The organism is Luminiphilus sp. nBUS_16 (assembly GCF_051201645.1).
Classification (GTDB): Bacteria; Pseudomonadota; Gammaproteobacteria; order Pseudomonadales; family Halieaceae; genus Luminiphilus.
Genome location: NZ_CP179205.1, coordinates 1091563 through 1115231 on the forward strand (window position 1 = coordinate 1091563; position 23669 = coordinate 1115231).

The following is a 23669-nucleotide window of genomic DNA, read 5'->3' on the forward strand; positions in this document are numbered from 1 at the left end:
GCAGGGCGGCGATCACCGCAGACAAGCTTGTGTTTGAGAGTCGGTATTTGCGAGGTAAATCGCCTAGCGCAGTTGCGGTTCGAACAGAGGTAGGTAGATCTCTTCCTGTTGCTCGAAAACTACCTTTACAGACATACCTATGAATACAGCCTCCGGATCGATGTTGACGATTTCGGTGCTGAGTCGCAGGCCCGGTTGTTCGTCGAGTTCCACGGCGGCGAACACATAGGGCACGGGCAGATCTGGCACCCAGGGCATATGGTTTACCGTATAAGACACCACGGTGGCTTTGCCGGACACGGGGGTCGCGACAACGTCTCTGCTGTGGCAGGAGGGGCACATGGGCACGGGGGGGTGAACGTACCGCTGGCAGCTCTGGCACTGGTTGATCATCAGATGGCCTGACTGACCTCCAGTCCAGAAGGCCTCGGTGTGAGGCTCGATGTCGGGTAATGTTCTTGGTACGTGAATTCCCACTGTTTCACCCTTGCAAGAATGTTTGTTGCCCGTTTTCGCGGGTTTGCACGTGAGGTTCAGGCGGCCCGGAAATCGATGACCTTGATTTCCAGATACTCGTTCAGGCCTTCTTCGCCGTATTCGCGGCCGATGCCGGATCGCTTGTAGCCGCCAAAGGGTACGCTGGGATTCAACCGACCGCCACCTCCGTTGATCAGTACGCCGCCGGTGCGCAGCTGCATGGCAATGCGATAGGCCTTGCCCGGGTCTTGCGAGAATACACCGCCACTGAGGCCATATTGGGAGTCGTTGGCTATTGCAATGGCTTCCTCTTCGGTATCAAAGCCAATAACGCAGACGACCGGGCCAAAAATTTCCTCCTGGGCAATTGCAGTACTGTTACTGGGACAGTCGAAAATCGTGGGCTCAATAAAAAAGCCCTGCGCCATGCCCGTTGGTATGTTGCCGCCGTAGACCAGAGAATTGCCATCGCGCTTACCCTGTTCAATATAGGCGAGCACCCGCTCGCGCTGCGCAGCACTGATCAGTGGCCCCATGCCGGTCTCGGGGTCGGCGGGGTTGCCCAGTTTTACCTGACTTGCCATGGCCTTTAACATCTCAAGGTACTGATCCTTGATGGTGTTGTGCACCAGTTGTCGGGTTTGCAGCACGCAGCCCTGGCCGCACTGGTTGGTTAGGTGGATCAACCCGGCGAAGGCCGCCTGTTCCAGGTCGGCGTCTTCGCAGACGATCATGGCAGATTTGCCCCCCAGCTCGAGGGCAACCCGTTTAAGTGTGGCGGCTCCCTGGGCCTGAATCATCGCGCCGACTTTGTCTGATCCGGTGAAGGATATCTGGTCGACTCTCGAGTCTGTGGTCAGTTTTTCGCCCACATCGACGCCGCCAGTGACGATACTGAAAACTCCCGGGGGAATGCCCACCTCGTTTGCGATATCGCCCAGAATCATCGCCTCGAGAGGCGTCTGGGGCGCAGGCTTGAGAATAAAGGTGCAGCCAGACGCCAAAGCAGGGCCCAGTTTGGCCAGGTTTAAGAAAAACGGGTAGTTGTAGGCGGTAATGCCTACGGACACGCCTAGGGGCTCGTAGACCTTGACGGTGCTGCCCAGGGTTTCGCCCCCCGTGGCCCAGTTGGTGTGCGCCGAGACGGAGCTGGGTATGACGAATTCGCGGCGCTGAATTTGGTCGATATAGTACTGCAGGCCGTCGAGAGCCATATCGAACTGCATAATGGAGGCAACGGGAATGATGGACCCTGCTTCAGCGACGCAGAGCTGAACGATCTCATCTTTTCTGGCAATCAGGGCATCGTGGAATCGCTGCAGAATCACCGCGCGCTCACGCCACGCCATCTTCGGCCAAGGGCCATGGTCGAACGCTTCTCTGGCCGCGGTAATGGCGGCGTCGGCGTCGGCGGCCGTCGCAACCGGTACCTCGCCAATGGCTTCCTCGGTGGCAGGGTTGATTACGGTGTAGGTTTCGCTGCCTTGAGGTTTAACCCAGCTGCCACCGATGTAAAGTGACTCGTAGTCTGTTTTGAGTGGCATGGTTCTTATCCTGCGTTTGCGGCGATCTTAATCATAATTATGCTTTACATAAGTGTATAGTATAATGAGCAGATTAACGGTATTTTTTAAAGGGAGTTTGAGCCAGCTAATGAAGATTGTAGTGGATTGCGATAAATGCCAGGGGCATGCAATGTGTGCTTCTCAGGCGGCGGAAGTCTATGAGTTGGACGACACCGGCTATAACAGCATGGGCGAATTTACTGTGGTTGAGGGGCAGGAGGACGCCGCCAGACTAGGCGCATCCTGGTGTCCCGAGGGCGCTATTACCGTTATTGAGTAACGCGGTATGAAGACGATTTACAGCGAGCAGCACCGTCTGCGAGACGCTAAGACCGAGCTGCACGGGGGAGAGCTGGTGCGACCCTTCGAGAAGCCGTCAAGAGCTGAAGTCGTGCTCAGGGTGGTGCGAGAGTCGGGCCTTGGCGAAGTTTTAGGTCCTGAGTGGTTTTCCTTGGATCCGGTATTGGCAGTGCACGACGCCGACTACGTCGCGTTTCTTCAGATTGCGTGGCAGGAGTGGCAGGACGCTGGCTACGCCGGAGAGGTGATTGCCAATGTTTGGCCAGCCCGACGTATGCAATCCCGAGTGCCTCGGTGCATTGACGGTAAGGTGGGCTACTACGCCATGGCGGCGGAGACATCGATCTCCGAGGGCACCTGGGCGGCGGCGCTCGCGTCCAAGGACGTGGCGCTCACGGGTGCGAAAGCCCTGTTAAAAGGGGAGTGCGGCGTGTTTTCCCTGTGCCGCCCTCCCGGCCACCATGCTGCGTTGGATATGTATGGCGGCTATTGTTTTCTCAACAATGCGGCCATCGCGGCGCAATATCTGCGTGATCAAGGCGCTGTGCGTGTGGCCATCCTCGATATCGATTTTCATCACGGTAACGGTACTCAGGATATCTTTTATGAGCGCGATGATGTGCTGTTCTGCTCGCTGCATGGGAATCCTGAGGATGCGTTTCCGCATTTTCTCGGTTATGCCGATGAGACCGGCACTGGATTGGGGGCCGGCTTTAACCACAACTATCCTATGCCACCAGGGACGGTATTTGCGCAGTGGCAAGAGGCTCTGGTCAGTGCCCTGTCTCGAATAGTCAATTTTTCACCCCAGTATTTGGTGGTTTCCTTGGGTGTCGATGCCTTCGAAAATGACCCGATCAGTTTTTTCAAGCTGACCTCATCCAATTTTCTCACTACTGGCCAGATGATCGGCGCAATCGATATCCCCACCTTGTTCGTGATGGAGGGTGGTTATGATGTCGACGAAGTGGGGGTTAATGTGGTCAACGTCTTGAAGGGATTTCAGGTGAAGACTGAAGTTGGCTGAGCACTGGCAGAAAACAAGGTTCGAAACGGCGAGTGGTCTGACCCTTGTGGCAGATATGGCCGGGCCCGAGAACGGTCAGCCCGTTATTTTGCTACACGGGGGTGGCCAAACGCGCCATTCCTGGAGCAAGGCCCTCTCAGAATTGGCGGCTGCGGGATACAAGGTGATATCGCCTGATTTGCGAGGCCATGGAGAGAGTCAATGGTGCCCCGAGGGCCGCTATACCTTGGATGACTATATGGTCGATTTGGGGCTCATCATGGGTACCCTAGTTTCGTCGCCGATATTGGTGGGGGCCTCATTGGGTGGTGTGGTATCGCTAGTGGGTCTGGGTGAGCAGCAGTTGCCCCCCGCACGGGCACTCGTGTTGGTCGACGTTGTGCCGCGCATGGAGACGCTTGGCCTGCGGGAAGTGATTGATTTTATGTCAGCTAACACGGGCGGATTTGTGTCAATTGACGCAGCGGCCCATGCGGTTGGGCAGTATTTGCCCTATCGCCCTCGGCGTTCCAGTCGAGATGGCCTGCTCAAGAACCTGAGGCAACGCAGCAACGGACGCTACCACTGGCATTGGGATCCTGCGATCCACAGTAGCGCAGGCTCTCCCGATGACATTGAAACCATGGCGCTGCGAATGGAAGCCGCCGCGAGGTTGATTGATGTGCCTACGCTGGTGATGCGGGGCGGGCGCAGCCGAGTGGTGAGTGCGGAGGGGGTGGCACACTTGGCGGAGCTGATACCCCATGCCGACTTTGTAGATATTGCCGAAGCCGGGCACATGGTTGTTGGCGATCAGAATGACGAGTTTAACGCCGTTATTCGAGAGTTCCTCGTCTCTTCATGTGGTAGTGCATGAAACCTTAAATGGCGTCCCAAGGACTGCTCATCGCAACGTAAGCGTCAAAATATAAAACCCATGGAATATTGCTCAGTTGCAATCATGTGTTTGTCTGAGTGATTTGGCCGAACTGGTTGCGACGCCACTCCGTGGGGGTAAAAACTTCCCGTATGCAGTCGCGAAATTTCAGCACGCTCGTGCCTTTGGTTTAAATTATAGAAAATTACTATTGTTTGAGAATATTTATTAATTAACAGTTGTTTAGCATTGTGTGACAAATTTAGTTAATCGGTTAACTTTTCAAGTGCTGTGCAATAGGCTCCGCTGAGCTCTATTTTAAGTAAACCACTGACCTTAAATTGTTTCAAAAGCGGGCAACGTGCATTAGGTTCGTATTTGTATCTGGCTTGGGGCATACACCATGAAACCGCGTATTTGCGGTTATCCATCTATTGGTCGGTGCTCTGCGAGCTGTTGTAGTTATATGAGTCTCAAAACATTAATTTTACGTTCTTTTGTTGGCCCACTAGTTTGCACGTTGTGGCTGGTGCTCTACGCCCCACAATGTATTAAAAAACATAATCTTTAGCATTAAGCGACAGTTTTTAACAACGCCATTAACTTTCATGCTTCAACTCACTACCCTGCGGCGACGGGACTTTAGGTCCCATGGTCGCGTTTACCTCGGCTGTAAACCGGGGTTGTTCTGTGAAAAAGGGTGTTGAAGTTTATATGGTTAATCTGATTTTAAAGATAGCAACACTCTGCCTTTTGGCCTGCGCCTCGCTAACGTCCGCAGAAGAAACCTTGGTGGAGGCCAATGTTTCCAACAATTTCTTAGGCTGGAAATTTATTGCCAGACCTGAAACAACAGATGTGGGGGAAGCTCCGGGCACTGGTATTCAAGATCATGATGGCGGCTCTGCGTCGCTCAATTTTACGCTCTCAGGCGTGATGGGTAACACCCGCAAGGTGAGGTTACATCAAACGGATTTTGAAGCCGCGGGAATATCGGGCGTTACGAAGCTGAAACACCTCTCCAGCATCAGCTGGCGTATTCATCACAGCGACCCACTGACATACCCCCGATTTATCGTGACTCTTAAAGCACTGCCACAGGGTCCCCCGGGCGATGAGTTTTACTATAAAAAGTACGAGAATCTTAATTTTGTGCCGGGTAATCAGAGATTGAATCCGGGTCAATGGGACACGGTAACCGTCGATTTTACGGGCAGGGGTGGTGCGGGCTCGCTATTTCGCCACAGCGGCCCATTAGACATATTCTCGCCGATTAACCCCAACACGCATCAAAAGCAAACGATTAATCAGTGGATAGACCAGTATGGCGAGCTGGAAATTGAGCGGATTCAGTGGGGTTATGGCAGCAAAGACAACGCTTTAGACTTTACGTCGTATATCGATTACCTCGAAATTAATGGCAGAACCTTTAATTTTGAGGGCGCCCCTCTTCAGCCGCCGGGCCCGCCCACTGAGGTGATCGCAACGCCGGGGGACGGCCAAGTCTCCGTGGCCTTCACCGCTGCCGTGGCTAACACCTCGGCGATTACCCGCTACGAGTATCAGTTGGGCACTCAGGACGGCGCTGGGAACTGGAGCGAGGGTAATTGGACGTCGACCGGTGGCACTAGCTCCCCTATCACCATTACTGGTCTCACCAACGGGACCGATTATCGCGTGGGCCTGCGCGCCGTCAGCAATGCGGGCGAGGGCGATGAATCCCCTGTTGTGATCTTCGCGCCACGAAGAGCGACCACCGCCATTGGACTCACAGTGGAAGCGGGAACCCCTCGAGGTTTCTATTTGGCAGGCTGGACATCAGACTATGTGAAAGACCGCAGTGCAGTCGGTATTGCCGACGGACTGGGCGGTATCGCCAGCATCAACGCTTCATTAACCGGCCAGGGAGGCGACCATTGGGGACTGGCGCTCAACCCCGCAAAATACAAGGCCGACGTAAAAGTGAAGGAAGGCGGCGCCTATGGCGGCCGCAAGATTGACCGGCTTTCTGATCTCACGAGTCTCAGCTTCAGGGTGAACCACAGCGGTAATGGGTTTTATCCCAAGCTGGGATTTCAGATGGCGCGCAACACCACTGCAGATGACGGGAAAACCGTCGCGCAGTTAGATGTGGATATGTCTCAAATGCCACCACTCGTCGCCGGGTGGAATGATGTCAGTATTGACTTCGATGCAACGCTTGTCCGCAGTTCTTATCTTTCTGAAGGGGAAAAATCCGAAACAAAGACGTTGTCTGAGTGGATTGCCGTGTACGGCGACCGGCGGATCAATTTAGTCCGGTGGCAGACGGGCTCTGGAGGAGGCGCAACCACAAACACCACCTACGTCGACCAAATCGAGGTGAACGGTGTCACCTACAATTTTGAGGGGCTGCTACCGTTGCCGCCATCGGCACCCACCGACCTGGTCGCAGCACCTGGCACCGAAGCGGGCATTACCTTTACGTTTACGCCGGGCGATCCCGGTGACAGTGCGATTACGCGCTATGAATATAGCTTAAACGGCGACGCCGGCAGTGGCGCTACCTGGACTTCACTGGGCAATATCGCATCGCCTTATCAGTTTGTTGTCTCGTCGGGGCTGACAAACGGTCGTGAGGACACCTTGTTTCTGCGTGCTGTGAGTAATTCGGGCGTGGGTGAGGGCGCCACCGTGGCCTTCCGTCCTCGGGCTGACTTTGCCGACATCACACTGACGGTCGACAGTACCGACGTCCGTGGATTTTATCTGTCGAGCGCTTCCTCTGATTATGTCAAAGCGCGTGACCAGGCGGGCATCCCTGATAAAAACGGGGGAACCACCAAGAGCTTAAATGCGAGCCTCGCGAACTCGGGTGATGTTTGGCGAGCAGAAATCAAAGCTGAAGATCTTAATGCTGGGGGCCGGGTCCTCGGTAAACTCCATGATATTGAGAGTTTGAGCTACGAGGTGTGGCACGACGCGAAGGGCAACTATCCTCAGTTGAGCATTCTCATCGATCGTTTGGACGGGGAAAGAGCGGAAGCGCTTTATTTACAAGTCAATAAACAGTCTTTGGCTACGACGAATGCTTGGAATACCGTCACCGTGGACCCCGCGACGTCACTGTTCAAAAACAATAATCAAAACGACAGTAATGACGCCAATGCCGGCGCCACCTATACCCTCAACCAATGGATCGCGTTTTACGGTGATCGGGTGGTCAAACGCATTCGGTGGGGGGGCACGCGTAATGTACCGAGCGTAACCTACCTTGATTTTCTTGAAATCAACGGTGCTACCTACGATTTTGAGGCCGTACCGCCGGCCGTGATTGCCCCGGCGCCAACCATACAATCCGTGACGCCCGGAGACGGTCAGGTCCTGCTGAGCTTTAGCGCTGGCGACAATTCTGGCGCAACCGTATTGGCCTATGAATACCAAGTGGATGACGGCGAATGGACTTCTGTGGGCGATAGCGTGGCGGCCTTTACCCTCGCCGGTCTGACCAACGGCACAGGGTACAAACTCGTGATGCGTACCTTGAGCGCGGGCTTGGGTGACGAGACGCTCTACAGTGAGGCGTCGGATTCGGTGAGTTTTGTGCCAGTAGGCCCGCCCTTGCCTCCCACGAATTTATCGGCAACGGTGGGCGATGGCTCCGCGGAGATTAACTTTACCAACAGCGGCACGGGCAATGGTGCCGACATCATGAATTACTACGTCAAAGTCGACAGTAATGATTTTGTTCCGTTAAGTACCCCCGATGACAGCGGGCCCATTACGATTACTGGCCTTACCAATGATCAAGCTCACACGGTCGCGCTCAAAACGCAAACCAGTGTAGGGCTTAGCGTGGCCTCTGCGAATCTTACTTTTACCCCTGTCTCGGGGGCATCGCCCCCCGCTGCGCCCACTAATGTGGTGCTCACCCCCGGGGATAATCAGCTGTCGGTGAGCTTCACTTCGGGCAGCAGTAATGGCGCGGCAATTACTAACTACGCCTACCAAATCAATGGCGGGGTTTGGTTTAATTTGAGCCCAGCAAGCACGGCCAGCTCATTGGTCATTACTGGGTTAAGTAATGGTGAGACCTATCAGGTGTCTCTCAGGGCGATTAATGCGAAGGGTCCGGGTGCAAACTCGACGCAGGTGACCGCAACATTGCCCCAGCCCAAGCTCACCATTATCACGGACGACGGTAAGACAATCGATCTGAACATTACGCCAGAGAGTGGCAGTAGCTGCTCTATCGCCACAGCGGCACTGACACCAGCACCCGCGCTAGAGGCAAACGTAAAACTGGCCTACGTGAATATGCTTAATTTCACCCTCGAGAACTGCAATGCGGGGGAGACAGTGGCCGTTGCCATCACGCTGAGTGAGGACCCGCCAGCTGATGGCATTGCTTACAAGTATCAAGGTGGTCAATGGCGCGTTATTGCGGGTGCAACTATCAGCGGCAAAACGATTAGCTACAACCTCACTGACAATGGCCCTCTGGATGCAGATCCCACATCCGGAAAAATCAGCGACCCTGTTGCGGTGGCCGTGCCCACGGGCGTGCCAGATGCGCCCACAGGCCTCTCTGCCGCAGCGGATAACGGCACCGCAGTCATTACCTTTACTGCCGGAGACGACGGCGGTAAGCCTATTACAAACTATCAATACAGTGTCGATGGTGTGACGTTTGTGGCATTGAATCCTGCGGTGGCGGTGAGCCCAATTACCGTTGCGGGCTTGACCAACGGTAAAGCCTACTCGCTGACGCTAAAAGCGGTGAATGAAAACGGTGCAGGTCCTCCCTCCGAGGCGGTGTCGTTCACATTCACCGCCACCGCAGTGCCCGTGCCGCTTCCGCTTTGGCTATTCGCCCTGTTGTCTGTGCTGATCGGCGGTTTGGGGTATCGACGTTTAAAAAAAGTCTAATTTAAATAAGAGTGCTGCCGATCAGGTGAGTATTCTTTATCACCTCCCACGGCTGCGGGGTCTGTTGCACGTAGCATAATAGTTAAAATAGCTAGGGTCTCAGATACGCGGTGGAAGCCTGTATGTGACAGCATGTGCATCATCCGCGATTTATTTCAACTAGAAGTAACGTCTTACAAGGCTTTCTAAGTGTTCAGCGCTAGACCAAGGTTTTGCAGGTGAGAGATTATCAGAACACTTGCGCCGACCTTTCGTTAGTTTATTTTGCTATGTGTGGAGAGGCTTTGATTGTCTCCATGTTGCCAATTTCCTCAGGACGCTCTTTGGTGATCTTGTGGCTCAATACGCCGTAATCCATGTAACCCATCCGTGTCAGGGGTTGCATGCCCACAGTGTCGACAAGACCATCTTTAATAAACGCATCGTCAATGTGTACTGCAACTACCCGTCCTAAGATCAGGCTCCAAGGGATTTCCTTCCCTGAAACATGGGGTAATTCTACTGTCTGTAAGTATTCGCATTCGAGGTGTGCATGGGCTTCGGCAACTCTGGGTGCTTTTATGCAGGTAGAGGCGACGGCAGTCACGCCGGCAAGCTCAAATTCGTTGACTGTGCTGGCCACATGGGAGGATGAGATGTTAACGGCATCAATTAAATCCACCGAGGCAAAGTTGTAAACAAACTCACCGGTTTCTTCAATGTTGTTTTGAGAGTCTTTGCGCATGCCGCTGGAAAACCCCACGATCGCCGGTGACGTGGCGAGCAAATTGAAAAAGCTATAGGGGGCAAGGTTGGGTATGCCATCGGCGCTGATTGAGCTGATCCACCCAATGGGTCGTGGTGCGACCAAAGCTTTGAGAGGGTCGTGGGGGAGTCCGTGGTCATTGGCTGCCATTTCATAATACATGCTGATGGTCTCGTAAGTTTCGTAGCGTGGAGGACGGTGAAGGGTACCAGCAAAGCCTCGACCTGACCGTGATACATTTTTCATGCTCGAATATCAGGCCTCGTTGAACCTCTCGAATCAACGGTGGTTAGTCTCGAGACAATAGGTCTAGTCGGTACCAAGATTGACATGGCTTGAGCCGGAGAAAGTCAGACGCAGCTCAACGCAGCTAATATCGTTGTTTACCCGTTGTGCGCAGGGCGCGCATAGCGGTATGAGACGGTTTCAATCACGTGTGGAATTGAGCGTACATAGAGTCATAAATGACGCTTTGTGACGTTGTTATTTGTGGGAGTTTTTTCTGAAAGTCACGCCAAAAACCCATAAAAACGTTATAAATCAATAGTTTGAAAAATATTGAATTATTTTTCACGTGAGCCAATTTGTCATCTGACTGTAACATTTCTACCGCTATACTGCGCGTCAACACAGTGTCCATACAGGGATCTTAGATCGTGGAAATCATTGCTTCTCATGGTGTTGTACTGCTGGCATTAGCGTGTGCCTTTGGCTTGTTTATGGCTTGGGGGATTGGCGCGAACGACGTCGCTAATGCCATGGGGACTTCAGTGGGTGCCGGTGCTCTCACACTCAAGCAAGCGATTTTAGTGGCGGCAATCTTTGAGTTCCTGGGGGCCTATCTCGCGGGAGGCGAGGTGACCTCTACAATCCGCAAAGGTATTGTTGATCCCTCGTTGTTGGCCGATACACCCGAACTTCTGGTGTATGGCATGTTGGCCTCATTGCTGGCTGCTGCGACCTGGCTGGCGATTGCCAGTGTGCGGGGTTGGCCGGTGTCAACGACGCACTCTATCGTGGGCGCCATCGTCGGGTTCGCCGCGGTGGGAATTTCAGTGGATGCGGTTGCCTGGGGCAAGGTCGGCGCTATCGCCGCGAGCTGGGTTGTTTCGCCCCTGCTCTCGGGCACTATCGCGTTTTTGCTCTTCATGTCGGTGAAGCACTTTATTCTTGATCATGAAGATACCTTCGCCCGTGCTAGAAAGTATGTGCCCGTGTACATGTGGCTCGTTGGCTTTATGATCAGCATGGTGACCTTGCTGAAGGGGCTCAAGCATATTGGTGTCGAGGTCGACTTGGGCATGGATTCGAAGTTTGCCAATGCCATGGTGCTCTCGATTTTCACCGGGGCAGCGGTAGCACTAATGGGCGCTTTTTTGCTGCGTCGTATCAAATCGGATTCCGGCGATATCAACAGCGCGGCAAACGTTGAGCGTGTGTTTGGAATCCTCATGATCTTTACCGCCTGTGCAATGGCCTTTGCTCACGGCTCAAATGACGTGGCCAACGCGGTAGGGCCTTTGGCGGCCGTGGTCAGCACGATCCAATCAGGGGGTCAGGTGGTGGCTAAATCGGGTTTGCCCTGGTGGGTTCTCGGTGTTGGCGCGCTGGGTATCGTTGTGGGTTTAGGCACCTACGGTTGGCGAGTAATACAAACCATAGGACGTAAAATTACGGAATTGACGCCCAGTCGTGGCTTCGCTGCGGAATTGGCAGCGGCGACGACGGTAGTGTTGGCATCGGCCACGGGGCTCCCCATTTCTACAACCCATACGTTGGTGGGTGCAGTACTCGGTGTGGGTTTAGCGCGGGGCGTAGAGGCACTTCACTTGCCCACTATTGGCGCGATCGTCACCTCGTGGGTGGTAACGCTGCCGGCGGGAGCAACATTATCCGTGATATTCTTCTTTATCTTGCGCGCGGCCTTTGGCGGCTGATGGAAGCCATGAGCTTGGCGAATGGCCGACCGGTCGCCCGAAAAAGTGTGCAACAAATGTCTAGGCGTCAGCTTCATAAGGCGCTGCCGCAGCACTTATATCGCGCAGTGCAGCTGGGCATCATTGGTCAATTAATGTTTTATAAATTTGAGGGGCAACATCATGGAAGTTAGGTCTGCGATATCTGAAGTGATTAGCAGTTCACCACTGGCCATGCTGGATGAGCATGTCAAAGCTTGTGCGAAATGTGTCGCTAAATTACCCGATTACTTTGACGCTGCTCAGGCAGGAAAGTGGACAAAGGCGGCGAAAGTGCAGGCAGAGATTGTTGACCTTGAGGGAATTGCTGATGACCTCAAGCGCAACGTTCGTCGCAACATGCCTCGAGGTATATGGATGTCGGTGTCTCGCTCTGACCTTCTCGAATTAGTACGAATGCAGGACACGATGGCCAATCACACCAAAGATGTGGTCGGCCTATCTCTTGGCAGAGAGCTCGCGTTTCCCGCGCCATTGGAGAAGTCGTTAGCCAAGTACATTAAGACCATTGTCGACTGTGTGGGTTTAGGAGTTGAGGTCGTTACTGCCACGCGAGAGTTGTCGCGAACCGCGTTTGGTGCCCGTCAAGTGAAGGTCATAATGACCAAATCGCTGGCCGTGGAGAAGCTAGAGCGTAAGTCTGATGAGATGCAAACAAAGCTTCGCTCCAAGCTTAAAGCTCACGAAGAGAACGTATCTCCCGTCGATGCAATTTTTCTTTATCAACTACTCTCCCAGATTGGAGAAATCGCTAATAGCGCTGAAAAAGTCGCGCACCGCGCCCAAATTATTGCCAACAGTTAGCAGCATCCAGCAGTGGTTGCTTGGCTCATGAGCTTTGCTCCTGGGCCTTTTTTTTGGGCGTAACCTAGCTCAAAACCCTTTATTTTCCCGCTAAGACCTGACTACCAGGCAAAAGTTTTGGCCGCAGAGCTTCAGGCGCAACGCGGCGCAGCCCGCAGTATGGAAATGATACTCGTCTGCGCACTAGACAACCCTAATAATCCTCACTTTGCTTTTTCGGCACTTTGCCATTTGGCTGGGCTGTGCCCTCGTAAATTAGCCCTCGGGAGGCGTCTCGCGTTCGCGATTGGCGAGTTAAAGCGCGCGGGCTAACATGCGGTGCCTTGCGTCAGTGCTGAATAATTAAAAGCGCTGGTCATTCCCCAAAAGCTCGATATTGCAGTTGCTTAAGTGCGAGGAGTTGCGGCTCAGGCGGCCTGAGCCTAAGCTTTTCAGGTCTTGGCAGCTGGGTGTAAAAGCAAATTTTTCCGAGTATTTTGGGGAAAAATTGAAAAGTCTGTGCACTGTAATATTACTGCAACAAACTTGTCATATTTTGCGGCAATCATCGACGAGGAAGAGCCTAATGACTTTTCAACAACAAGTGGTAAAGACGTTTGCGCCAATGCTGTTTGTAACGGTTCTCGGTGCCCAAGGCGCCCAGGCCGCTGACAGAGAATTGCTGGAAATACTCCTTCAAAACGACGTGATAACTCAAGAACAGTTTGATCGTTTGGTCGACAAAGAGTCGCTAACCACAGCAGACATTCTTGCCCCCGCGCCTGAGACCGTAGTGGTGCGCGAAGAAGAGCTTGAAGTCGATGTTTCTCTGGATGAAAATATTCAAATAGCCATTGATGAGGCGGTCGCCAGTGCCGTCTCTGAAGAGTCACCCATTCAAGCCAGCTACGGGTCCAAGGGCTTTCAACTCGCGACTCGTGATGGAAACTTTGCCACTAATTTGCAGTGGCGAGCGCAGTTTCGCTACAGCAACCCCTTTGGTTCTGACCCACGCCAAGTGAGCAACTTTAACGCGGACACGACGTCTAGCTTTGAGCAGCGACGTCTGCGTATGAAAATTGGCGGTCACGGGTTTCAGCCCTGGATAAAGTATTATTTCGAGGTCGATCTTCAGCCCGCTCGAGACGTCGATGCTGATGCCATTTCTTCCGGGGCTCGTGTTATTGACTGGCGCGTCGATTTGGCGAAATGGGATTGGGGCGGTATTCGAATGGGCCAGTGGAAGGTTGACTTCAACCGTGAGAGGGTCGACTCCTCGGGGCGTCAGCAATTTGTAGAGCGGTCCATCGTAAATCGAATTTTTACTGTAGATCGTCAGGTAGGTGTGCAACTTAGGGGTCGTCTATTCAAGGGCAGTTTGGCGGACCTTAATTATTACGCAGGGGTTTTTAACGGCGAGGGTCGCAGCGTTAAAAACAGCTCTGATGAACACCTCTACGTTGGTCGGTTGCAATGGAATTTTCTGGGGCGGCAGTTGAAGACGCGCCAAACCGACGTTGAGTTTACCGAGCTTCCCACGGGCTCCTTCGCAGTCGCGGGTCTGACCAACGAAGGACCTTGTACCCGTTGGTCGTCATCGGGCTGTGGCAACCTAGATGGCTTTGCCAAACCTGCTACTGCACAAGACGACCAATTTAAAATTGAGCAGGGTCTGCAGGAATTTGCTTTTAAGTACCGAGGGTTTTCAGTTCAGCAGGAATGGCATCGAAAGTTTATTACCGACCGCGTAGAGGGTACCGAGAGCGACCTGACAGGCGCCTACTTTCAAGCGGGATACTTTTTTCACAACTGGATTGACGCGATTCCCGCACCGCTTGAATTTGCGGCGCGATACGCCTACGTCAAAGAGCCAAATAAAGCCGACAGAATGCTCTACAACGAGCGAGAGGAATTCACTCTGGGCGCGAACTGGTTTTTCAATGGCCACCGAAACAAGTTGACCTTTGACTTCTCGCATCTGACTTTGGATGACACGCTGCTAATGCAAAAGGAGTCTGAAAACAGAGTTCGTTTGCAATGGGACGTTTCCTTTTAAGGCTCTCGGCTTGGCTGAGCCCCTAGATATGCTGGGGGCTCTCTAGCCCCCCCACTCTCGCGTCGTTACAGTGGCAGGGTTTGGCGTAGTGTTTGGGATCACCTGTTGCTGCCGTCAACTGCCGTTGTCTAACACCTTAGAGATAGCAACCGTTGTGTGTTTCTAACGTCGGGTTCAGCGCAAATACCCCTGAAATGTGGAACAGTTCGACGACTTGGCAGCCATTCATCCCAAGTGGCACCCCTAAAAGTGAGTTGCCAGGCTATGTTGAACATGTAAGTCGCATTTTTTCCGCACTTTACAATGTCTCAAAGGGGCCAATCAGGGTACCTTTGCCCACCACAATTTGTTATTCCGGGAGTGCTGCGTGAGCGCCAAAATAAAAGTCGAAAAGCCCTTGGTGGTTTTGCACGGTGATGAGATGGCACAAATTGCTTTCGAACGCATTTTGGAGCAGTTCGTGCGCAGCCGTCTCGCTATCGATTTGATCGAGGTCGACTTGTCTGCTGAAGAGCGGTTCACTAGTAATGGCGAAGTGGTCGTAGAAGCGATCGAGGCTCTAAAGACTCACGGCGTGGGTATAAAAAATGCAGGAATGACAGTAAACCGCGCCCAGCTTGATGCGCTGCTAGAGCGTCACCCTACTGTGGACGAAAGTACACTCGATAAGCTTGCGACTAAGTCACCCAACGGAGCGATTCGAAAAGGCATTAGTGGCAATATCACCCGCGAAGATATTGAGTTTAGAAATTTGAAGAGTGTTCGCCCGCAATGGATCGATCGAGATATTGAGGTCGATACCATGGAAACCGGGGGCTTGGACTTCAGCTATAGCGAGCTGTCAGAGGCGACGGGTGTTGCCAAGGTGATCTTCGTAGGCGCCAGTGGCGATCCGATGGAAGTTCACAGGCGCAGCCTGAAAAAGGGTGATCCCTGGATGCTGGCAACGAATGCCATCGAAGAAGTGCAAGCTTGGGCCCATCGCTTTTTTCAGCGCGCTATTGCTGAGGATCGCGATATTTATCTTGGCCTTAAAGATACCGTAGTTCCGGGTTATGACGGCGTGATGCGTGCCGCTATCGAAGAAATTTATGAGCGCGACTACAAAGAACAAGTAGCGGCTGCTGGGCTGTCTTACTTTTATGAGCTGATCGATGCGCAGGCGGCACGTATTATCTCTAACCCTCCTGAGCGCGCCTTGTGGGGTGTGCCCGACAATGTCAGCGGAATGAAGCTGTACAAGCTGGTTCAGCAGTTAAAGCGCTATGGCTTACCCGAGCGCAAAGCCCACGTATCGATTTCACGAATGAGCGCGGGTGGCGGCGACCAGTATGGCAGCTACAACATGCCTGCACCGGAAGATGGTGTGATTAAAGTTTTGGTCGATGGTGTGGAGAAGCACGCACGGACGGTCAAGGCTAGCGATCCTATTTTATTTATGTCGAATGATCGCGAGGCTATTAAAGATTGGGTGGAGCAGGTTTTTCTGGATTCTGCAGTTAATAAAAAAGAAATTTACTTTGGCTTGAAGCGAGAGTTCGTGCAATACGACGAGGTCTATAGCTCAATTATTTTAGAGTTGCGTCAAGAGCTGGCGGCTCTTGATACTCCACCCCCGTCCTTCATGATCATGCGGCCTTCACGGCAGTTGAGCAAAATGATTTGCGACCCGCCGCGTTGGGGGCTATACCCCGCACAAAACCTTGATGGGGACATTTTCTCTGATATTTCTGCAGCACTTGGTGGCAGCCTCGCCACGGCGAGCTCCATTATTATCAGTAAAGACGGTACCAAGCTGTTTGAAGCGCCCCACGGTACCGCCCACGACCTTTATCTACGCTACCTCGAAACCGATGGCAAAGAGGCCAACTTCAATTCCTCGGCACTTATTTTTGCGGTTGCCAATGCCCTTGAAGAGCTGGCGGGACGAGAAAATAACCCGGCACTAGATACCTACGCGAGCAGCTTGAAATCAGCGCTCATTGAGACGGTGTCACAGGGGACTATTACCGGTGACCTAAAGGGCAAAACTCTCAATCCCGAAACAGAAGCCGTGGTCGACATGATTGGGTTTCTCGATGCGGTGGAGGCCAACCTAAAGTAGGGCCTACGTGGTAGCGCTTGGCCGGACTCGGTAGGGTAGACCTGCGAAAAGCAGGCCTGTACCTTTCGTAGTGATCACGACAAAGCGAATCGGCGCCGTTGTGGCAGCGACAGGTAAAACGGGAGGGCACTATGAGGCAGCGAAAGAAGACTTTCTTCGGGCTTTTAGTGCCAGTGGTTTTGTGTCTCGGAGTGCCAATTCCAACCTTGGCCGACACGCTTATCGTCAATGCGCTGTTGCTTGACGGCACGGGTAGTCCCGGCCAGCGAGGCAGTATTCGAATCATCGGCGACCAAATTTCCGACGTGGGAAACTTGACGGCGCGCGCTACCGATACCTTAGTAGATGCTCAGGGCCTGGTGCTGAGCCCAGGGTTTATTGATACCCACAGCCACGCGGACGAGCACCTACTGACTCAGCGCAGTGCTGCACCTAAAATCACCCAAGGCATTACCACCGTTGTAGTTGGCCAAGATGGTAGTTCGCCCTATCCGCTGAAGGATTTTTTTCAGGCCTTGGAGCAGACTCCCGCCAAGATCAATGTGGCGGCTTATGTGGGCCACAATACTTTGCGCGATGCCGTAATGGGTAAAGGCAACCGGGAGGAAGCGAGCCCATTACAGATGCAGTCGATGGCAAGCTTGCTGGGATCGGAGCTGAACTCAGGAGCTATTGGCCTTTCGACAGGTCTGGAATACGAGCCCGGTATTTACAGTTCCCGAGCCGAAGTTTTATTGCTGGCACAGCAGACCGCTCAGCGGGGCGGTCGCTACATTAGTCATTTGCGTAGTGAAGATCGTTGGTTCGAAGACAGTATCGAAGAGATTATTGAGATAGGGCGTGTTACCGGTATGCCGGTGCAAATCTCTCACATTAAGCTCGCGATGAAGCGTCTTTGGGGAAGCGCCCCTGCGTTGCTCAAACAATTAGATGCCGCCCGCGCTGAGGGCGTTGATATTACCGCAGATATTTACCCGTATATCTTTTGGCAGTCGCACATGATGGTGTTGTTGCCCGAACGAGACCCACTCGATATGCCAGCTATTGATCTGGTTATGCGAGAGCTTGCACCCCCTGAAGGGATTATTTTCACGCATTTCCCCGCCGAACCCAGCTATGTAGGTAAAACCCTTATGGAGATTGCAGGTTTGCGTGATGAAACTCCGGGGGAGGCCTTTTCTCAGTTGGCGCAGCAGTCGATAGCTTATGAAGAGAAAACCGGCCAACCCGGGGACAGCATGATTGGTACCAGCATGGACGAGAGCGATCTGCGGGACCTTATGGCTTGGCCTCATACCAACATCTGTACTGACGGTGGTTTACAAGATCGTCATCCCCGGGGCGCCGGTAGTTTTCCTCGGGTGCTCGGTCATTACGCGCGAGATGCCGAACTTTTTTCCCTAGAGAGCGCCGTACAGAAAATGACTGCTTTGCCCGCACAACATTTAGGGATGAAAAACCGAGGCGTGATCAGGCCTGGTTACAAAGCTGATTTGGTGCTGTTTGACCCCGCAACTGTCATCGATCGTGCGACGACATCGGAACCTTTTTTAGCCGCGGTGGGTATTAGTGATGTTTGGGTCAATGGTACGCGGGTTATGGAAAACGGGCGCCAGACTGAGGCTTATCCGGGTCGCGTTATTCGTCGAATGAGTACCCCTTAATGCCCCTGCACTTGCCCGCGCCTCATTTACTTTTCTTGGGTGATATCACCAACCCACTGGATGCCAAGACTGCCGTTGGGCTTCGTGATTGGCGACCAGAGCAGTGTGTGGGCCAGTGGCGTCTCCCCGGTTGCACCGTCGATCTTGGTTTGCCTGATATGACCCCGGATGCTGCGGTGGCGGCAGGGGCGAAAAGTGTCCTCATTGGTGTTGCGCCTTTGGGCGGTGCCCTGGCGCCCGCCTGGATTTCTTCACTGGTTGATGCGCTAGACAGTGGGCTGAGTATTGTTAGCGGGTTGCATCAAAACTTACAGGAGCTACCGGCACTGTCTCAGGCGGCTCACGCAGCGCAACAGCAACTTATCGATGTGCGGGTTGCCCCTGACAATATTCCTATTGCCAGCGGCCAACGTCGAACAGGTAAACGTTTGCTGACGGTGGGTACAGACTGCTGTGTGGGGAAAAAATATACGGCCCTTGCGTTTGCTCGAGAGCTTAAAAATCAAAGCTTCTCCGCTACATTTCGTGCAACTGGGCAAACCGGCATTATGATCGCTGGTGGGGGCATCCCAATGGATGCGGTGGTCTCAGATTTTATTGCTGGGGCTGCAGAGTGCTTAAGCCCTGACGCGGCCGAGGCGCATTGGGATGTTATAGAGGGGCAGGGCTCATTGTTTCATCCGGCTTATGCTGCGGTAACGTTGGGCCTGCTCCATGGCAGTCAGCCTGATGCGTTGCTGCTGTGTCACGATGCGGGTCGGACGGCGATTGATGAATATGAAGCCTTCGAAATTCCTGATTTAAAAACCTGTATTACCCGGTATGAGGAGGCTGCATCGCTAACGAATAAACTGGCGCGGGTGGTGGGTGTGAGTCTCAATACATCAACACTCACTGCAGAGGAGGCGAAGCGGGTGTGTGCTGAGGTCTCTGAACAAACAGGATTACCCTGTTTGGATCCGATGCGAAACGATTTGGCACCCTGGGTAGCGGTTCTAACCTGATGGATGGCCTGTGATGCAGGGGCTTAGGCTGAATTTTAATTGCGTCAGGACGCTGTGGAAGGAGGTGAGTTGAAACTCAAAATCACACCGCGCCAATGGACGATGACTGCGCCATTTGTCACCGCAGGGGAAACGGTCTCTGAAATCGATGTCTTGCATATTGAGCTCAGTATTGACGGCATCAAAGGTCGAGCTGAGACCATGGGGGTCGATTATTTGGGCGAGACGATCACTTCCATGGAGCAGGAGTTAGGACAACTTAGTGAGGCGACTCTAGCGTCATTAAACGGCTCTAATTTACAGGCCCTGCTTCCTCCGGGGGGAAGCCGCAACGGATTGGATTGCGCGCTGTGGGATTTACGGTCAAAACACGCCTCCAAGGGTATCGCAGCCCTTACAGGCATACCGCTGAGCCCCGTTGCGACGCTTTATACCCTGTCCCTTGATAATCCCGAAAATATGGCCAAATGTGCCCGAGATGCCGCCCACCTAAAACACCTCAAACTTAAGTTAAACGCCAACGAAACGCTCCAGTGTCTAGAGGCCGTGCGCGAGGCTCGCCCAGACGCTAGCATCGTTATCGACGCTAATGGCAGCTGGCCTGAAAGCTTGCTGTGGAACTTGGGAGACGATTTACAGCGGCTAAATGTTGCGCTGCTCGAACAGCCCCTCGCGCCTGACCAAGATTTTCGTCTCGAGAACTTAAATTACCCCGTGCCGCTGTGTGCCGATGAATCCTGCCAGGCAAGTGGTGACCTCGAACGTATTGCCGACTGCTATCAGGCGATAAATATCAAACTGGATAAATGTGGCGGCCTTACCGACGCGCTGCGCATGCGAGATTGGTGTCGTCAGTACGGTAAGCAGGTCATGGTCGGGAATATGCTGGGCTCGTCATTGGCCATGGCGCCGGCAATGGTCGTGGCTCAGGGCGCTGCTTTTGTCGATCTCGATGGCCCCTTGTGGCAGTCCAATGATGTGCAGCCTGAATTACAGATTATTAATGGGGTCATTCAACCCCCAGCTCCCGAGCTCTGGGGATAGCACTTTTTCAGCACGATCAGCTCAGGACACCCTCTGTGCTAGCGGGGCTATCCTCGACGAACTGAATTAGCTCTGGAAAAAAGTCCATGAAATCTGCAAGCAGCGCATTGTGGTTTTGTTGCAGCTCAATAATCCCACGGCCCAATTGGCTGGGGCGCTTGAGCCGGCTCTCAATGCCACACAGCGCTCGGTGAATGCCATTCATTTGTTGATAGCTGCCGAGTAAATCGAAATGAATCATATAATGCAGTGTGCGCTGCATTCTGTCCGGTGCAAAATGGCTGTTCTGTTCTAACTGAGCGTATACCTGTGTTGTGAAGGTGCTGAGTGGCTGGTCACTAAAACTGACCCACTGAGTGGCTAAAAAATGATCATAAAAAACATCGATCAAAATTCCGGCATAGCGTCTGAACTCGGGGCTAATGCGGCCTTTGCTGCGTTTTACGATAGCGTGTGCATCGGTAAAAGAATCGACACGGCGATGTTGAACAATGGCTGCGCGCAGCGGTTCGGACATTGCCCGGTCAACGGGGCCCTTCACAAAGTCTCCCATAAGGCTGCCCAGCAAGCTGTTTGAGGTTCTATCGGCAAGGAGTAGGTGGGCCAGATAATTCATAAAGTGGCAAAGGTCAAAGGCATACAGCGGTGCGGAGCCGGGCGGTTGTTATGGGCCAAAGGCTTTGGATACACGCTGTGGGCATGGGCGCAGCCATTAAGAAACGGACGCTGGCCACGTGCCTCAAAATTGACAGCTTTTTTGCTTTCACCGTCATCCTTTTAGAGCCTCAAGATGTGCCACGACCGAAGTGCCTAATGCCTGCAGGTCGTAGCCGCCCTCCAAGGCTGAAACAACTCGCCCTTTGGAATACTGTTTTGCTAAGGCAACAATTTCTTGGGTTATCCAGTAATAATCGTCTTCGACGAGTTGCAGCTGTGCTAAGGGATCGGCTTGATGGCCGTCAAATCCGGCTGACAGCAGAATTAAGTCGGGCTGATGGTGATGAATGGCAGGCCACCAATCACGGGCGATGGCTTGGCGAAAGGCATTGCCGACTGTTCCTGAAGGCAGTGGTGTATTCACAATATTGGGTCGCTCTAGGTCGTGAAATCGACCGGGGTAAAAGGGGTGTTGAAAGCTTGAGCACACTAAAATATTGGGGTTGTCCTTACAAAGGTCGACCGTGCCATTACCGTGATGCACGTCGAAGTCGAGAATCGCGACCTTGTGAATGCTGGGAATTTCCAGTGCGTTAATCGCGGCGATAGCAACGCTGTTCAGTAGACAAAACCCCATGGGGCTGCTGATTTCAGCATGGTGTCCGGGTGGCCGCACCGCGCAGAAAACCCGAGAGTCTCGCTCCGAGATAACGTCGTTAACGCCCTGCCATACAGCCCCTGCGGCATGCTCAGCGGCTGCTAGGCTGAGGGTGCTCATCCAAGTGTCCGGGTCTAGGGCCTCTAGACCTTCATGAGGGCTTTTCGCTTCAAGCGACGAAAAGTAATGAAGGTCATGGGCAATATCGACTTGAGCGCTGCTAATTTTTGGGGCAGGAATTAGCGGGAAGTCATCGGTAACGCCGGTGTCTTTCAAATGCTGTAAAAGATGTATTAGCCGATCAGGTCGTTCCGGGTGACCCTGGGGAACCTCATGTTCAATGCAATTTTGATGGGTATAAATCAGCATGATTAGAACGCTCTCAACCTCAACCGCTTTTCGTGTGTTGACGTAGAGTGTATTGGCAAATGGTGTGTTGGTTAAAGCGGTCTCTGTAAAACGGGTGTCTCTAATAACAGAGTCTGTAAAACCGGCATCTATGAAATGGCAGCCCAATACGGTGCTGGTTGCGCTTTGTTCAAATAGTGTCAGAGCACAATAGAGCGACGGATTTCCTCAAGAAAAAGATGAGAGCACTTTGCGAGTTGGTGTTGCAGAGTCCCCTCCGCAATGCCCTCTTGGCCGGTGCTATTATTGCGTTGCCTAGCGTAACGCGCTGCGCGTAACGAAGTCGTCTTATTGGCAAACCCTCTGGTTAGCCTAGAACGCCGTAGAAATTTGTATCGCGTGCGTGCAGTAAAATCTGCGTACTGACGACACGTTGCTCGCCAAATCACGCATAATGTTCGACGTCACAACATGACATAACGCAGACAGATCACAGGAGCATGTCTTTGCATTATTTGGTAACGGGTGGCGCGGGATATATTGGTTCGCACCTAGTGCTCGCCCTCGTTGGGGCCCAGCATCAGGCGACGGTGCTTGATGATTTTTCTACGGGGCATCGCTGGGCGACCGAGGGCCATGAAGTGATCGAAGTCGATATTCGAGATCTGGCGGCTTTGCGCAGCGCGCTGTTGCACCGGCATTTTGATGGTGTCTTTCATTTTGCCGCGAAATCTTTGGTGGGTGAGTCGGGTCAGAAGCCTCTACTGTATTACCAAAATAACGTCACTGGCACGGCTAACCTATTGGAGGTTGCGCTTGAGAATGACTGGCGCCATTGCGTGTTTTCTTCAACCGCGGCTGTTTATGGCAGCCCTCAATCGGCCGTCATAGCCGAGGAGCACCCGTTAAACCCCGTCAATGTTTATGGCGAGACTAAGCTAGCTATGGAGCAACTGCTGTCTGCGGTTCACAAACAGGGAGCAATGCACGCGGTGTGTTTGCGGTACTTTAATGCGGCAGGTGCTGCCCCCGATGCCCATAGAGGCGAGTGGCATGAGCCTGAAACACATCTTATTCCCAATGTATTACGCAAGGCCGCGGGAGAAGCACGCCCACTAACCATTTTTGGTGACGATTACGACACGCCCGATGGCACCTGCATTCGCGATTACATTCACGTTCTTGATCTTGCACAAGCCCACCTCAAAGCAATGGCAATGCTACACCGCGAAGGGGGGTTCCATACGCTCAACCTTGGCAGTGAAGCAGGCTATTCGGTGCGTGAAATTCTGCGGGCCTGCGAAACCACGGTAGGGCAGCCAATTACCCATGATATAGGGCCTCGTAGGCAGGGCGATCCGCCACGACTTGTAGCAGATGCCGGTCGAGCAGGCCAAATATTGGGTTGGCGTGCGACGCGAGGCCTGCGTGAGATTGTTGACTCTGCTTGGTTGTGGGAGCAAGAGCGCCAGCGTCTGCAGGCGCGCTAACAGCGCG

Annotated in this window: 17 protein-coding genes; 12 read left to right on the forward strand and 5 right to left on the reverse strand. The window is 53.2% G+C overall.

Features of this window, described 5'->3' with window-relative positions; genetic code table 11:
• Nucleotides 1–63 precede the first annotated feature (63 nt).
• Complete coding sequence (locus tag ACMAY6_RS04935) at nucleotides 64–477, reverse strand: Zn-ribbon domain-containing OB-fold protein (RefSeq protein WP_435214952.1); 414 nt, start codon at nucleotides 475–477, stop codon at nucleotides 64–66.
• A gap of 56 nt (nucleotides 478–533) precedes the next feature.
• Nucleotides 534–2021 carry an aldehyde dehydrogenase family protein gene (locus tag ACMAY6_RS04940; RefSeq protein ID WP_435214953.1) on the reverse strand — a complete coding sequence of 496 codons (1488 nt, stop codon included), beginning with the start codon at nucleotides 2019–2021 and terminating at the stop codon, nucleotides 534–536.
• 109 nt (nucleotides 2022–2130) lie between these two features.
• On the opposite strand from ACMAY6_RS04940, the gene ACMAY6_RS04945 reads away from it, so the two are divergent.
• The 4 genes from ACMAY6_RS04945 to ACMAY6_RS04960 all read left to right on the forward strand — a co-directional run bounded on the left by ACMAY6_RS04945 (nucleotide 2131) and on the right by ACMAY6_RS04960 (nucleotide 9133).
• A complete protein-coding gene (locus ACMAY6_RS04945) occupies nucleotides 2131–2322 on the forward strand; it encodes a ferredoxin (protein WP_435214955.1) in 192 nt (63 codons plus the stop codon).
• 6 nt (nucleotides 2323–2328) lie between these two features.
• Nucleotides 2329–3369, forward strand: a complete 1041-nt coding sequence (locus ACMAY6_RS04950) for a histone deacetylase family protein (protein ID WP_435214956.1) — start codon at nucleotides 2329–2331, stop codon at nucleotides 3367–3369.
• The gene (locus ACMAY6_RS04955; RefSeq protein WP_435214958.1) at nucleotides 3362–4225 is read left to right on the forward strand and encodes an alpha/beta fold hydrolase; all 864 of its coding nucleotides are present in this window, start codon (nucleotides 3362–3364) and stop codon (nucleotides 4223–4225) included. The genes ACMAY6_RS04950 and ACMAY6_RS04955 overlap by 8 nt, the downstream gene beginning before the upstream one ends.
• A 690-nt stretch (nucleotides 4226–4915) precedes the next feature.
• Nucleotides 4916–9133 (forward strand): fibronectin type III domain-containing protein, encoded by a 4218-nt coding sequence (locus ACMAY6_RS04960; RefSeq protein ID WP_435214959.1) that lies wholly within the window; start codon nucleotides 4916–4918, stop codon nucleotides 9131–9133.
• 259 nt (nucleotides 9134–9392) lie between these two features.
• Here ACMAY6_RS04960 and ACMAY6_RS04965 read toward each other — a convergent pair whose 3' ends face one another.
• Nucleotides 9393–10124 (reverse strand): flavin reductase family protein, encoded by a 732-nt coding sequence (locus tag ACMAY6_RS04965; protein ID WP_435214961.1) that lies wholly within the window; start codon nucleotides 10122–10124, stop codon nucleotides 9393–9395.
• Nucleotides 10125–10534: 410 nt separating this feature from the next.
• On the opposite strand from ACMAY6_RS04965, the gene ACMAY6_RS04970 reads away from it, so the two are divergent.
• The 7 genes from ACMAY6_RS04970 to ACMAY6_RS05000 all read left to right on the forward strand — a co-directional run bounded on the left by ACMAY6_RS04970 (nucleotide 10535) and on the right by ACMAY6_RS05000 (nucleotide 20509).
• Nucleotides 10535–11815, forward strand: a complete 1281-nt coding sequence (locus tag ACMAY6_RS04970; RefSeq protein WP_435214963.1) for an inorganic phosphate transporter — start codon at nucleotides 10535–10537, stop codon at nucleotides 11813–11815.
• Between the two features lie 162 nt (nucleotides 11816–11977).
• On the forward strand, nucleotides 11978–12658 hold the full coding sequence (locus tag ACMAY6_RS04975; RefSeq protein WP_435214965.1) for a TIGR00153 family protein: 681 nt from the start codon (nucleotides 11978–11980) through the stop codon (nucleotides 12656–12658).
• Between the two features lie 565 nt (nucleotides 12659–13223).
• Complete coding sequence (locus ACMAY6_RS04980) at nucleotides 13224–14693, forward strand: porin (protein WP_435214967.1); 1470 nt, start codon at nucleotides 13224–13226, stop codon at nucleotides 14691–14693.
• 367 nt (nucleotides 14694–15060) lie between these two features.
• Complete coding sequence (locus ACMAY6_RS04985) at nucleotides 15061–16797, forward strand: isocitrate/isopropylmalate family dehydrogenase (RefSeq protein ID WP_435214969.1); 1737 nt, start codon at nucleotides 15061–15063, stop codon at nucleotides 16795–16797.
• Between the two features lie 131 nt (nucleotides 16798–16928).
• Complete coding sequence (locus ACMAY6_RS04990) at nucleotides 16929–18461, forward strand: N-acyl-D-amino-acid deacylase family protein (RefSeq protein WP_435214971.1); 1533 nt, start codon at nucleotides 16929–16931, stop codon at nucleotides 18459–18461.
• Nucleotides 18461–19465 carry a DUF1611 domain-containing protein gene (locus tag ACMAY6_RS04995; protein WP_435214972.1) on the forward strand — a complete coding sequence of 335 codons (1005 nt, stop codon included), beginning with the start codon at nucleotides 18461–18463 and terminating at the stop codon, nucleotides 19463–19465. The genes ACMAY6_RS04990 and ACMAY6_RS04995 overlap by 1 nt, the downstream gene beginning before the upstream one ends.
• A 69-nt stretch (nucleotides 19466–19534) precedes the next feature.
• Entirely contained in the window at nucleotides 19535–20509 is a 975-nt protein-coding gene (locus ACMAY6_RS05000; RefSeq protein ID WP_435214974.1) for a dipeptide epimerase, read from the forward strand.
• Nucleotides 20510–20525: 16 nt separating this feature from the next.
• Here ACMAY6_RS05000 and ACMAY6_RS05005 read toward each other — a convergent pair whose 3' ends face one another.
• Nucleotides 20526–21125 carry an ACP phosphodiesterase gene (locus tag ACMAY6_RS05005; protein WP_435214976.1) on the reverse strand — a complete coding sequence of 200 codons (600 nt, stop codon included), beginning with the start codon at nucleotides 21123–21125 and terminating at the stop codon, nucleotides 20526–20528.
• 153 nt (nucleotides 21126–21278) lie between these two features.
• Nucleotides 21279–22193, reverse strand: a complete 915-nt coding sequence (locus ACMAY6_RS05010) for a histone deacetylase family protein (protein WP_435214977.1) — start codon at nucleotides 22191–22193, stop codon at nucleotides 21279–21281.
• A gap of 479 nt (nucleotides 22194–22672) precedes the next feature.
• Here ACMAY6_RS05010 and galE point away from each other — a divergent pair, with 479 nt between their 5' ends.
• Nucleotides 22673–23662: a UDP-glucose 4-epimerase GalE gene (gene galE, locus ACMAY6_RS05015; RefSeq protein WP_435214979.1), complete on the forward strand. Its 990-nt coding sequence runs from the start codon at nucleotides 22673–22675 to the stop codon at nucleotides 23660–23662.
• The last annotated feature ends 7 nt before the right edge of the window (nucleotides 23663–23669 follow it).